Here is a 13,595-nt window from a genome sequence, read left to right on the forward strand (position 1 = left end):
GCGCCCAGCGCCTCCCGTGCCCTCGGTACCCGTGGTGTACCGGCGCTGCCGAGAGCAGCGTCACAGTCGGCGGGGGCGCCGGAATTGGACGATAATCCCTCGCCCGTGTCTTCATGCGGCATAGCGTCGGAACAGACCGGACACCCCGCGTCTCGGCGTCACGTCAAAGAAGAAACCGAACTTCCTTCAACGTCACGCAACGGCGCGCGACAGGAGCCAGAGGACAATGCAGACCAAGCTGGACGAAGCAAAGGCCGAGCTGCTCGAACGGGCCGCCCGGGTAGCTGAGAACAGCCCGGTCGGGGAGCACCTACCGACCGGGACGACGGGCGAGGGCACCCCCGACCGGGACACCGTGCTCGCGTTCCTCCAGCGCTACTACCTGCACACCGCCCCGGAGGACCTCACCGACCGCGACCCGGTCGACATCTTCGGAGCCGCCTTCTCGCACTACCGGCTGGCGGAGAACCGCCCGCAGGGCACGGCCAACGTACGGGTCCACACGCCGACCGTGGAGGAGAACGGCTGGACCTGCACCCACTCGGTCGTCGAGGTCGTCACCGACGACATGCCCTTCCTCGTCGACTCCGTGACCAACGAGCTGTCGCGGCAGGGACGCGGTATCCACGTCGTCATCCACCCGCAGTTCGTCGTACGGCGCGATCTGACCGGCAGGCTGATCGAGGTGCTGCCGGAACGGCCGGGCGCCGAGCTCCCCCACGACGCGTTCGTCGAGTCCTGGATCCACGTCGAGATCGACCGCGAGACCGACCGTGCCGACCTGAAGCAGATCACCGCCGACCTGCTGCGCGTCCTGTCCGACGTGCGCGAGTCGGTCGAGGACTGGGAGAAGATGCGCGACTCGGCGCTGCGCATCGCCGACGAGCTGCCCAGGGAACCGACCGCCGACGACCTGCGCGACCAGGAGGTGGAGGAGGCCCGGGAGCTGCTGCGCTGGCTCGCCGACGACCACTTCACCTTCCTCGGCTACCGCGAGTACCAGCTGCGGGACGACGACTCCCTGGCCGCCGTGCCCGGCACCGGCCTCGGCATCCTGCGCTCCGACCCGCAGCACGGCGACGACGAGAGCCACCCCGTCAGCCCGTCCTTCGAGCGGCTGCCCGCCGACGCCCGCGCCAAGGCCCGCGAGCACAAGCTGCTCGTGCTGACCAAGGCCAACAGCCGGGCCACCGTGCACCGGCCCTCGTACCTCGACTACGTCGGCGTCAAGAAGTTCGACGCGAACGGGAACGTCGTCGGTGAGCGGCGCTTCCTCGGCCTCTTCTCCTCCGCCGCGTACACCGAGTCCGTCCGCCGGGTGCCCGTCATCCGCCGCAAGGTCGAGGAGGTTCTCAGGGGCGCCGGCTTCTCGCCCAACAGCCACGACGGACGCGACCTGCTCCAGATCCTGGAGACGTACCCGCGCGACGAGCTGTTCCAGACCCCGGTCGACGAGCTGCGGGCCATCGCCACCAGCGTCCTCTACCTCCAGGAGCGGCGCCGGCTGCGGCTCTACCTGCGCCAGGACGAGTACGGCCGTTACTACTCCGCGCTCGTCTACCTGCCGCGCGACCGCTACACCACCGGCGTCCGGCTGCGGATCATCGACATCCTCAAGGAGGAACTCGGCGGCATCAGCGTCGACTTCACCGCCTGGAACACCGAGTCGATCCTCTCCCGCCTGCACTTCGTGGTCAGGGTCCCGCAGGGCACCGAGCTGCCCCAGCTGTCCGACAGCGACAAGGAGCGCATCGAGGCGCGGCTCGTCGACGCCGCCCGCTCCTGGGCCGACGGCTTCGCGGAGGCGCTGACCGCCGAGTGCGGCGAGGAGCGCGCCGCCGAACTGCTGCGCCGGTACGGCAACGCCTTCCCCGAGGGCTACAAGGCCGACCACACCCCGCGCGCCGCCGTCGCCGACCTGGTCCACCTCCAGCAGCTCGCCCGTGAGCAGCGCGACCAGCCCAAGGACTTCGCGCTCAGCCTGTACGAACCGGTGGGCGCCGCCCCCGGCGAGCGTCGCTTCAAGATCTACCGCACCGGCGAGCAGGTCTCGCTCTCCGCCGTGCTCCCGGCGCTGAACCGCATGGGCGTCGAGGTCACCGACGAGCGCCCCTACGAGCTGCGCTGCTCGGACCGCACGAACGCGTGGATCTACGACTTCGGACTGCGCCTGCCCAAGTCGCAGAGCGGCAGCGGGGACTACCTCGGTGACGACGGCCGCGAGCGGTTCCAGGAGGCCTTCGCCGCCACCTGGACCGGCCAGGCCGAGAACGACGGGTTCAACGCCCTCGTGCTGAGCGCCGGGCTCAACTGGCGTCAGGCGATGGTGCTCCGCGCCTACGCCAAGTACCTGCGCCAGGCCGGCTCCACGTTCAGCCAGGACTACATGGAGGACACCCTCCGCAACAACGTCCACACCACCCGGCTGCTCGTCTCCCTCTTCGAGGCGCGCATGTCGCCGGAGCGGCAGCGGGCCGGTGTCGAGCTGACCGACGCGCTGATGGAGGAGCTGGACGCCGCCCTCGACCAGGTCGCCTCGCTCGACGAGGACCGGATCCTGCGGTCCTTCCTGAACCTCATCAAGGCGACCCTGCGCACCAACTTCTTCCAGCGGACGGAGGAGGGCGAGCCGCACGGGTACGTCTCCATGAAGTTCGACCCGCAGGCCATCCCGGACCTTCCGGCGCCGCGTCCGGCGTACGAGATCTGGGTGTACTCGCCGCGCGTCGAGGGTGTGCACCTCAGGTTCGGCAAGGTCGCGCGCGGCGGTCTGCGCTGGTCCGACCGGCGTGAGGACTTCCGTACCGAGATCCTCGGCCTGGTCAAGGCGCAGATGGTGAAGAACACCGTCATCGTGCCCGTCGGCGCCAAGGGCGGCTTCGTCGCCAAGCAGCTGCCGGACCCGGCCGTGGACCGCGACGCCTGGATGGCCGAGGGCGTCCGCAGCTACCGGACCTTCATCTCGGCGCTGCTCGACATCACCGACAACATGGTCGGCGGCGAGGTCGTGCCCCCGGCCGACGTGGTCCGGCACGACGGTGAGGACACCTACCTCGTCGTCGCCGCCGACAAGGGCACCGCCACCTTCTCGGACATCGCCAACGAGGTCGCCGAGGCGTACGACTTCTGGCTGGGCGACGCCTTCGCCTCCGGTGGCTCCGCCGGGTACGACCACAAGAAGATGGGCATCACCGCCCGCGGCGCCTGGGAGTCCGTGAAGCGGCACTTCCGTGAGCTGCGGCACGACACCCAGACCGAGGACTTCACGGCGGTCGGCGTCGGCGACATGTCGGGCGACGTGTTCGGCAACGGCATGCTGCTCTCCGAGCACATCTGCCTCGTCGCGGCCTTCGACCACCGGCACATCTTCATTGACCCCAAGCCGGACGCCGCCACGTCCTACGCGGAGCGCCGCCGTCTCTTCGAGCTGCCGCGCTCCAGCTGGGCCGACTACAACAGCGAGCTGATCTCGGCCGGCGGCGGCGTCTTCCCGCGCACCGCCAAGGCCATCCCGGTCAACGCGCACATCCGCGAGGCCCTCGGCATCGAGGCCGGCATCACCAAGATGACCCCGGCCGACCTGATGAAGGCGATCCTCACGGCGCCGGTCGACCTGCTGTGGAACGGCGGCATCGGCACGTACGTGAAGTCCTCCGCCGAGTCGCACGCCGACGTCGGCGACAAGGCCAACGACGCCATCCGCGTCGACGGCGCCGACCTGCGGGTCAAGGTCGTCGGCGAGGGCGGCAACCTCGGCCTGACCCAGCTCGGCCGGATCGAGTTCGCGCAGTCCGGCGGCAGGATCAACACCGACGCCATCGACAACAGCGCGGGCGTGGACACCTCCGACCACGAGGTGAACATCAAAATCCTGCTCAACGCGGTGGTGGCGAACGGCGACCTGACCGTCAAGCAGCGCAACAAGCTGCTCGCCGAGATGACCGACGAGGTCGGCCACCTGGTCCTGCGCAACAACTACGCGCAGAACACGGCCATCTCCAACGCGCTCGCCCAGTCCGGCAGCATGCTCCACGCCCAGCAGCGGTTCATCCGCCACCTGGTGCGCGAGGGCCATCTGAACCGGGCCCTGGAGTTCCTGCCCACCGACCGGCAGATCCGCGAGCGCCTGAACAGCGCGCAGGGGCTCACCGGTCCCGAGACGGCCGTCCTCCTCGCGTACACGAAGATCACCGTGTCCGACGAGCTGCTCGCCACCTCGCTGCCCGACGACCCGTATCTGCAGAAGCTGGCGCACGCGTACTTCCCGACGGCGCTGCGCGAGCGGTTCCGTGAGCAGATCGACGCGCACGCGCTGCGCCGCGAGATCGTCACGACGGTGCTGGTCAACGACACCGTCAACACCGGCGGCACCAGCTTCCTGCACCGGTTGCGCGAGGAGACGGGCGCCTCCCTGGAGGAGATCGTCCGGGCGCAGACCGCGGCGCGTGCGATCTTCGATTCGAGCGCGGTGTGGGACGCGGTCGAGGCGCTCGACAACGTGGTGGACGCGGACGTGCAGACCCGTATCCGCCTGCACTCCCGCCGGCTCGTCGAGCGGGGCACGCGCTGGCTGCTGAACAACCGTCCGCAGCCGTTGCAGCTCGCCGAGACGATCTCCTTCTTCAGCGAGGGCGTCCAGCAGGTCTGGGGCGAGCTGCCGAAGCTGGTGCGCGGCGCGGACCTCGAGTGGTATCAGCAGATCTACGACGAGCTGTCGGGCGCCGGTGTCCCGGACGGGCTCGCCTCGCGGGTGGCCGGGTTCTCCTCGGCCTTCCCGACGCTGGACATCGTCGCGGTGGCCGACCGTACGGGCAAGGACCCGATGGCCGTCGCCGAGGTGTACTACGACCTCGCCGACCGGCTGAGCATCACCCAGCTCATGGACCGCATCATCGAGCTCCCGCGCGCGGACCGCTGGCAGTCCATGGCCCGTGCCTCCATCCGCGAGGACCTGTACGCGGCCCACTCGGCGCTCACCGCGGACGTCCTCGCCGTCGGCAACGGCACGTCGACCCCCGAGCAGCGCTTCAAGGCGTGGGAGGAGAAGAACGCCGCGATCCTCGGCCGGGCCCGCACGACGCTGGAGGAGATCCGGGGCTCGGACTCCTTCGACCTGGCGAACCTGTCGGTGGCGATGCGGACGATGAGGACGCTGCTGCGCACGCACACGTAGTCCCCGCGCACGTAGTCCCTGCGCACGTAGTCCCTGCGCACGTCGAAGGGGGCGCCCCGGGCCGGCCGGTCCGGGGCGCCCCCTTCTGGCTGCCCCGGTCCCGGTGCCCGGCCCGGGCGGCGCACCACCGGCCCAGTTCGCCGGGCCATTGTCGGCGGGACTATTTAGGATCAATGGGGTGAACAGGGATCAGCTCCGTGCGCCCGCCGTGTCCGTGATCGTGATCGTCTACAACGACGCGGCCAGACTCCCCACGGCCGTACGTTCCGTGCTGGACCAGACGCTGCGCGACATCGAGATCGTCATCGTCGACGACCGGAGCACGGACGGTTCGTACGAGGTGGCGCAGGAGATGGCCGCCGGGGACCCCGAGCGCATCCGCGTCTTCCGGCTGCCGGAGAACAGCGGCGGCTGCGGCGCCCCGCGCAACCGCGGCATCGAGGAGGCCCGCGGCGAGCACGTCGTCTTCCTCGACAGCGACGACGTGCTGGAGCGCAACGCCTGCCGCAACCTGCTGGAGGCGGCCGAGACCACCGGCGCCGACCTCGTCTGCGGCCTGTGCGTGCGCGTGCACGTCGACTCGCGCACGGGCAAGGAGGGCAAGTGGTACCCCTGGCTGTACGAGCGCACCCGCACCCTGGAGTCGATCTCCGAGCTGCCCGACCTGCTGGTCTACGACACCCTCTCGACGAACAAGTGCTACCGGCGGCGGTTCCTGCTCGACGAGGGGCTCAGCTTCCCGGTCGGGATCCACTACGAGGACCTGCTCTTCTCCGCCCAGGCGTACGTGGCCGCCCGCCGCATCACCCTGATCCCCGACCGGGTCTACGACTGGCACGTCACGGAGAAGCCGGCCCCGACCGGTGTGAAGTCGATCAGCAACCGGCGCCACGAGATCGCCAACTTCGCCCACCGCATGGAGATCCACCGCCGCGTCGACCGGCTCCTGGCGGACAGCGGCCTGCTGGAGCTGAAGTTCCACAAGGACGTCAAGTTCCTCAAGCACGACCTCGTGCTGCACCTGCGTGACCTGCCCTTCCGGGATGCCGCCTACCGGCAGGAGTTCGCCGCGATCGCCCGGGAGTACCTGGAGTCCATCGACCGCGCCGCCTTCGACCGGACCGAGCCCGTCCACGCCATCTGCGCCTACCTCCTCCGGATGAGCGACTGGGACAATCTGCTGCCCGCCGTGGACACGCTCACCAACCGCGACAAGATCTCCTCCTCGCTCGTGGAGCGCGACGGGCGCGTGTACTGGTGCGCCGAGCACCTCGACGACGACTTCGGCCGGCACGTCCTGGACGTCACCGAACTCGGCTGCCACGCCCGGCCCGTCGAGCGGATGTTCCTGCGCAACGCGCTGACCGGGTACGCGCGGTCCGGCCGCACCCTCCGGCTCGCCGGGCGGATCGTCAACCCCCTCGGCGTCGTCCCGCCCGGCGCCCGGCTCGCCGGGGAGCTGGAGTTCTACGCCCGCCGCAAGGGCGTCCGCCTGCGCACCCACCGCTTCCCGGTGACGACCCTCCGGCACGAGGGCGGCTCCCTCGCCTGGGAGACCACGGCCGACCTCGGTGCCGTCCGGCCCCTCGGCATCGTGGACGCCGTCTGGGACGTCCGGCTCCACCTCGACGTGGACGGGGCGCGCACCTCGACCCGGCTCACGGCGGCCGACGTGGACCTGGGCTCCGGGGCGCTGCCCGTGCGGCCCCGCCTCACCCGGCTGGTCGCCGACCGCATCGAACCGGTGGTCTCCGCCCGCGGTCACCTCGCCTTCCGGCTCGTGCCGGACAAGAAGGCCGCCGCACTCGTCCTGCGGGGCGTGCACGGACCGGCCGGCCGGCTCGCCAAGTCCGGGTACCGCAGAGCCAGATCCCTTCGCAAGAAGCTCGCCTCGGGCGACACCAAACTCCGGATTTACCACGAGGTGTTCAGCCGCCTGCCCGTCAGGAAGGGCCTCGTCGTCTTCGAGAGCCACCTGGGCCGCCAGTACAGCGACAGCCCCCGGGCCGTCTACGAGGAGATGCGCCGCCAGGGCCTGCGGTTCGAGGCGGTGTGGTCGTACGCGGGCCGCCCGGACGGTTTCCCCGCCGACGCGACCCTGCTGCGCCGCTGGTCGCTGCCCTACCTCCGGGCCCTCGCACAGGCCGAGTTCTGGATCGACAACCAGAGCTACCCGCTGAAGCTCACCAAACGGCCGGGCACCACGTACCTCCAGACCTGGCACGGCTCGGCGCTCAAGCGGATGGGGTTCGACGACGCCGAGTGGAAGCTCAGGTCCCGTGCCGAGCAGGAGGCGCAGCAGCGCACCCTGGACCGCTTCGACCGGTTCCTGATCCGCTCCGAGCACGACGTCCGCACCCTCGCGCGCGCCTTCCGGCTCCAGGAGAAGACGCTGCTGCGGGTCGGCTACCCGCGCAACGACGCGCTCGTGCACGCCAGACAGCGTGAGGAGGCGTCCGGCGGGGTGCGTGAACGCGGCCCGCTCGCCGCCGAGCTGGGCATCCCAAACGACCGGACGGTGCTGCTCTACGCCCCGACGTTCCGCCGGCGCGGTGGCGGGCGGCAGCGGTTCGAGCTGCCCTTCGACGCGGAGCGCTTCGCCGACGCGTTCGGCGACCGGTACGTCCTCCTCGTCCGCTCGCACTACCTCAACCACGTCGTGCTCCCGCCGTCCGTGCGGGGCCGGGTCGTCGACGTCACGGCGCACCACGACATGACGCCGCTGCTGGCGCTCGCCGACGCCCTGATCACCGACTACTCGTCCGTGATGTTCGACTACGCCCTCCTCGACCGGCCCATGTTCTTCCTCGTCCACGACTACGAGGAGTACGTGCACGAGGGCCGCGGCACCTACTTCGACCTGCTGGAGCGGGCGCCGGGTCCCGTCGTGCGCACCGAGGACGAACTGCACGCCGCTCTCGGTTCGCTGGACGAGCAGATCGTGAAGTACGCGGCCGCGCGGGAGCGGTTCGTCGCCGCCTTCGGCGAGTACGACCGGGGGACCGCCGCGCGCAGCGTCGTCGACCAGTTCTTCTCCGGGTGGCGGCGCGCCTGACCGTGCGCTTCCGCGCTGCTGCCCCGCGGGCCGCTACTTCGCGGTGAACTTCTCGTACTCCCCGAGCACCTCCGCCGTGGGCCCGTCCATCCGCAGCTCGCCGCGTTCCAGCCAGAGCACGCGGTCGCAGGTGTCGCGGATCGACTTGTTGTTGTGGCTGACCAGGAAGACCGTGCCCGCGTGCTTGCGCAGCTCGCGGATGCGCGCCTCGGAGCGCTTCTGGAAGGAACGGTCACCCGTCGCCAGCGCCTCGTCGATCATCAGGACGTCGTGGTCCTTGGCGGCCGCGATGGAGAAGCGCAGCCGTGCCGCCATGCCGGAGGAGTACGTGCGCATCGGGAGGGTGATGAAGTCGCCCTTCTCGTTGATGCCGGAGAAGTCGACGATCTGCTGGTACCGCTCCCGCACCTGCTCCTTGGACATGCCCATCGCGAGGCCGCCGAGGAACACGTTGCGCTCGCCGGTGAGGTCGTTCATCAGGGCCGCGTTGACGCCGAGGAGGGACGGCTGGCCGTCCGTGTAGATCCTGCCGTTCTCCACCGGGAGCAGGCCCGCGACGGCCTTGAGCAGCGTGGACTTGCCGGAGCCGTTGGTGCCGATCAGACCGATGGCCTCGCCGCGGTACGCCGTGAAGGAGACGTTCCTGACGGCGTGCACCCTGCGCACGCCCGCCGCCTGCTCGCTCTTCCCGCGCCGCAGCATCCGGTTGAGGGCGGCGGTGGCGGTGCCGCGGCCGGCGCCCGTGCCGTTGACCCGGTAGACGATGTCGACGCCGTCGGCGATGACGGTGGGGACGGGGGCCGCGCCGCTCGCGGCGGCTCCGGCCTCGTGCGGGAGTTCGGTTTCCTTCGTCGCGATGTCAGCCACGGCCGTAGGTCTCCTCAGCCTTCCAGAAGTAGATGAAGCCGCCGACACCGGCGACCAGCGCCCAGCCCGCCGCCAGCGCCCACACGTGGGCCGGGAGCTGGCTCCCGTGGAAGCTGTCGATCAGCGCGAACCGCATGAGGTCGATGTACACGGCGGCCGGGTTGCACTGCAGGGCGACCAGCACCGCGTGCGGGACGTCCCGGTCGTGCAGCATCCGGTCGATGCTCCACATGACACCGGAGACGTACATCCAGGTGCGCAGCAGGAACGGCATCAGCTGCGCGATGTCGGGCGTCTTCGCGCCCATCCGGGCGACGGTCATCGCCACGCCCGCGTTGAAGACGAACTGCAGCGCGAGCGCCGGCACGACGAGCAGCCAGGAGGCTCGGACCGGCACCCCGAAGCCGAGCAGGATCACCAGCAGGGCGGCCATCGAGAACAGCAGCTGCTGGAGCTGTTGCAGGCAGTACGACACCGGCAGGGCGGCCCGCGGGAAGTGCAGGGCCCGCACGAGCCCGAGGCTGCCGGAGATCGCGCGGGTGCCCGCCATGATCGAGCTCTGCGTGAACGTCCACACGAAGACGCCGGTCACCAGGAACGGGACGAAGTCCGGCACGCCGTGCTTGGTGCCCATCAGGATGCCGAAGATGAAGTAGTACACCGCCGCGTTCAGCAGCGGGGTCGCCACCTGCCAGACCTGGCCGAGCTTCGCCTGGCTGTACTGGGCGGTGAGCTTGGCGGTGGCGAAGGCGGTGATGAAGTGCCGCCGCTCCCACAGCCGGCGCACGTACGCGGGCAGCGTGGGGCGGGCGCCGCTGACGGTGAGGCCGTGACGCGCGGCGAGCTGCGCCGGGGTCTCGGCCGCCGGGGTGGTCACGGTCGCGGGGGGCGGTGTGTGGAGGACCTGGCTCACATCCGCTGCTTTCGCTCGGGGAGGGGTACGCGAAGGCCCCCGTCACCGGCGCTTCGCCGGCTGTTCACGTCGGGACGGGACCGTATCGTCGCAACGCGAGCGTAGAGCGATTCGACGTCGGAACGCAACCGTTTCGTCGTCGCGTCCTATGCTGGTCGGCATGACGACGAACGCCGACTCCACCGGACCTGGCACGGACACGGCGCCGCGCCGCAGGCCCCCCGCCGGGGCCGCCGTGCTCCGCGAGGACGTCACCGAGGCCATCCGCTCCGCCGTCTTCGAGGAACTCGCCGCAGTCGGCTACGCCCGGATGTCCATCGAGGGCATCGCCCGTCGCGCGGGCGTAGGCAAGACGGCGGTGTACCGGCGCTGGCGCTCCAAGCTCCACCTCGTGCTCGACCTGGTCTCGGCGGTCGCGGTCCAGGGCCTGCCCGCCCCCGACACGGGCACCCTCGAAGGCGACCTGCGCCTGCTGTACGAGGTCACCTCCCGTGCGCTGCGCCACCCCGTCGCCGGCCAGATCATCCCCGACCTCCAGGCCGAGGCGGCCCGCAATCCCGACATCGCCGAAGCCATGCAGAAGGCGCTGCGCCAGGGTCAGCAGGGCGTCGCGAGCGGGATCGTGGCGGCGGCCGTCGCCCGCGGCGAGATCCGCGAGGACGCCGACGAGGACCTCGCGCTCGACCTCATGTCAGGCCCGCTCTACTGGCGCACGGTCGTGGTCCGCGACCCGGAACCGCCCAAGGACCATCTGGCCGGCCTGGCGAGGGCCACGGCGGCGGCGCTCCGGGCCTTGTGACGTCCGGGCCTTGTGACGTCCGGGCCTTGTGACGTCCGGGTCCGCCGGCGGACCGGTGCGGCCGGGGCCACCGCCCGCAGCACCCGACCGCGAAAGGAGCCGGGGGCTCAGCTGCGGGCGGCGGCGGGGTGCAGGCGGACCCAGCCGTCCCAAGCGGAGGTGATCATGTCCTGGACGTCGTACTTCGCCTTCCAGCCCAGCTCCGTGGCGATGCGGTCCGCGGAGGCGACGACCCGGGCCGGGTCGCCGGGGCGGCGCGGGGTGACCGTCGGGGGAGTGTCGTAGCCGGTGATCGCGTTGATGCGGTCGACCATCTCGCGCACCGAGACGCCTTCGCCCCGGCCGATGTTGAGGGTCAGGTCCCTGCCGGGTGACACCTCCAGCGCCCGGGCCGCGGCCACATGGGCCTCCGCGAGGTCCACCACGTGGATGTAGTCGCGCACGCACGTCCCGTCCGGGGTCGGGTAGTCGTCGCCGAAGATCCGCGGCGGCGCGTCGTCCGTCAGTCGTTCGAACACCATGGGGACGAGGTTGAAGACGCCGACGTCGGCCAGCTCGGGAGCCGCCGCTCCCGCCACGTTGAAGTAGCGCAGCGACGCCGTGGACAAGCCCGTGGCCCGGCCGGTCGCGCGGACCAGCCACTCGCCTGCCAGCTTCGTCTCGCCGTACGGGCTCATCGGCGCGCACGGGGTCTCCTCCGTGACCAGGTCGACGCCGGGCATGCCGTACACCGCGGCGGAGGAGGAGAACACGAAGGAGGGGACGGCGGCGGCCGTGACCGTCTCCAGCAGCACCCGCAGCCCTTCGACGTTCTCGCGGTAGTAGTGCAGCGGAAGCTCCACCGACTCGCCGACCTGCTTCTTCGCCGCCAGATGGACGACTCCGGTGACCCGGTGCTCCGTGCAGGTCCGGGCCAGCAGCTCCCCGTCCAGGGTCGAGCCCACGACCAGCGGGACGTCCGCGGGGACCCGGTCGGCGATGCCGGTCGACAAGTCGTCGTAGACCACGGCCCGTTCGCCCGCCTCGGTCATCGCACGCACCACGTGCGCCCCGATGTAACCGGCGCCGCCGGTGATCAGCCAGGTCATGTCGGTCGTCCCCTCGTCAGTGAGCCCCGGGTGAGTGAGTGCCCGGCCGGTGGTCGGCCGGTGGTCGGTCGCGTATCAGTGAAGCAGGCGCGCCAGTCTGCGGCGGACGACCGCCGCCGTGCCTCGCAGGCCGGGCGCGAGTCGCACCGCGAGCGCGCCCGAGTGCGTGGCGTACGGCCGGACGAGCAGGACGCCGTGCCGGGCGCTCGGGACGGCCGAGCGGCGCAGCAGCCCCGGCCCCGCGACCGCGTGGGCGGTGGTGTCGCGGCTCGTGCCGTCGGCGAACCGCAGCCGCAGGCGCAGGTCCCAGGTGCCCGAGCCCAGTGCCGGCAGGTCCACAGCCGTCTCGGCGGACCAGGTGCCGGCGCCGGGGTCCGCCGCGAGGACGGCCGTGCGGCGCAGCCCCGCCCGCCCGTCCTCCCGGCGCACGAACTCGACGTCCACCGAGCAGGGACCCGCCTCCGCCATCCGCCCGTACAGCTCGTGCAGGCGCAGCCGCAGGCGAGTGCCGCGCGCGCGGGGACGCAGCTCCGCGTCCACGGCGGCGGGAAGCAGCCGCACCGGCCGCTCCAGCAAGTGGTCCAGCTCCACCTGGGGAAGGTCCGCCGACCAGACGGGTGTGCCGTCGGCGGCGCGCGCGTACGGTGGGCACAGCCGTGCCGGGCGGGCCGCCAGCTCCTTCACGCGGGCCAGGTCGCGCGGTTCGGCGGCGGCCCGGACGACCCGGGCGATCACCCGGCCCGGTGCCTGCGCCTGCGCGAAGTCGGCCGCGTCGAAGGCCGCGAGGTACGCGCGCGTGCACTCCCACCACGCGCGCCGGTACTCGGGGGCGCGCAGCTCCAGTTCGCGCGCGTACATCCGCAGTTCGTGGTCGAGGAACTTGGCGCGCACCGCCCGCGCGAGCCGCTTCTCGCCGGCGCCGAGGAGGATCTCGTACGCGGCGCGGTTCGCCTCCGTGCGCGCGTGCCAGTTGTCGATGCCGGCGCGGTCGAGCGAGATGGACAGGTGCGCGGCCGACCTGCGGACGTGCCACACGTACACCCGGTCGGGGACGAGCGCGACGCGCGGTGCGGCGGCCAGGACGCGCGCGGTGAACACGAAGTCCTCGTAGGTGCAGCGGCCGTCGGGGAAGCGGATGCCGTGCTCGCGCAGGAACGCGGTGCGGTAGAGCTTGTTGACGCAGAGCGTGTCGTGGACGAGACGCGGCCGCCGCGCGGGGCGGGCGATCACGGCCGGTCTCGCGTACAGCTCGGGCTGCCAGCGGGTCTCGCGGCCCGACGGCAGCTCGCGCCGCACGCACAGGCCCGCCGCGACCTCGGCGCCGTGCTCGGCGGCCGCCGTGAGCAGCGCGTCGGCCGCGCCGGGCGGCAGTACGTCGTCGCTGTCCAGGAACATCACGTAAGGCGCCGTCGCCGCGTCGATCCCGTCGTTGCGGGGGGTGCCGCAGCCGCCGCTGTTGACGGCGCGGCGCAGCACCGTCAGCCGCGGCTCACCGGCGGCCAGGGAGTCGAGGAGCTCCGCGCTGCCGTCCGTGGAGCAGTCGTCGACGGCGATCACCTCGCGGACGGCCGGACCCTGGGCGAGGGCCGAACGCACGGCGTCCGTCACGTGCGGGGCGTCGTCGTAGCCGATGACGACGACACAGACCTGTGCGGGATGAGGGTGCATGGCAGTCCACGACCGGAACGGTAGGAGTTGAG

General features: G+C 71.4%; 7 protein-coding genes. 3 read left to right on the forward strand and 4 right to left on the reverse strand.

The window, feature by feature from the left end:
• Positions 1 to 226 precede the first annotated feature (226 nt).
• Together AC0ZLC_RS08205 and AC0ZLC_RS08210 are read left to right on the forward strand one after the other, a co-directional pair.
• On the forward strand, positions 227 to 5,173 hold the full coding sequence (locus AC0ZLC_RS08205; protein ID WP_476751232.1) for an NAD-glutamate dehydrogenase: 4,947 nt from the start codon (positions 227 to 229) through the stop codon (positions 5,171 to 5,173).
• A gap of 178 nt (positions 5,174 to 5,351) precedes the next feature.
• A complete protein-coding gene (locus AC0ZLC_RS08210; protein ID WP_476751233.1) occupies positions 5,352 to 8,228 on the forward strand; it encodes a bifunctional glycosyltransferase/CDP-glycerol:glycerophosphate glycerophosphotransferase in 2,877 nt (958 codons plus the stop codon).
• A 33-nt stretch (positions 8,229 to 8,261) separates the two neighbouring features.
• Here AC0ZLC_RS08210 and AC0ZLC_RS08215 read toward each other — a convergent pair whose 3' ends face one another.
• Both AC0ZLC_RS08215 and AC0ZLC_RS08220 read right to left on the reverse strand, forming a co-directional pair.
• Positions 8,262 to 9,086, reverse strand: a complete 825-nt coding sequence (locus tag AC0ZLC_RS08215; RefSeq protein WP_476751578.1) for an ABC transporter ATP-binding protein — start codon at positions 9,084 to 9,086, stop codon at positions 8,262 to 8,264.
• Position 9,087: 1 nt separating this feature from the next.
• A complete protein-coding gene (locus AC0ZLC_RS08220) occupies positions 9,088 to 10,008 on the reverse strand; it encodes an ABC transporter permease (protein ID WP_476751234.1) in 921 nt (306 codons plus the stop codon).
• A 160-nt stretch (positions 10,009 to 10,168) separates the two neighbouring features.
• On the opposite strand from AC0ZLC_RS08220, the gene AC0ZLC_RS08225 reads away from it, so the two are divergent.
• Entirely contained in the window at positions 10,169 to 10,807 is a 639-nt protein-coding gene (locus AC0ZLC_RS08225; RefSeq protein WP_476751235.1) for a TetR/AcrR family transcriptional regulator, read from the forward strand.
• Positions 10,808 to 10,914: 107 nt separating this feature from the next.
• Here the strand turns inward: AC0ZLC_RS08225 and galE are convergent, their stop codons facing one another.
• Both galE and AC0ZLC_RS08235 read right to left on the reverse strand, forming a co-directional pair.
• Entirely contained in the window at positions 10,915 to 11,895 is a 981-nt protein-coding gene (gene galE, locus AC0ZLC_RS08230) for a UDP-glucose 4-epimerase GalE (protein WP_476751236.1), read from the reverse strand.
• 75 nt (positions 11,896 to 11,970) lie between these two features.
• The gene (locus AC0ZLC_RS08235; protein ID WP_476751237.1) at positions 11,971 to 13,563 is read right to left on the reverse strand and encodes a glycosyltransferase family 2 protein; all 1,593 of its coding nucleotides are present in this window, start codon (positions 13,561 to 13,563) and stop codon (positions 11,971 to 11,973) included.
• Positions 13,564 to 13,595 lie beyond the last annotated feature (32 nt).

It is taken from the genome of Streptomyces sp. GLSS-08, from assembly GCF_056387915.1.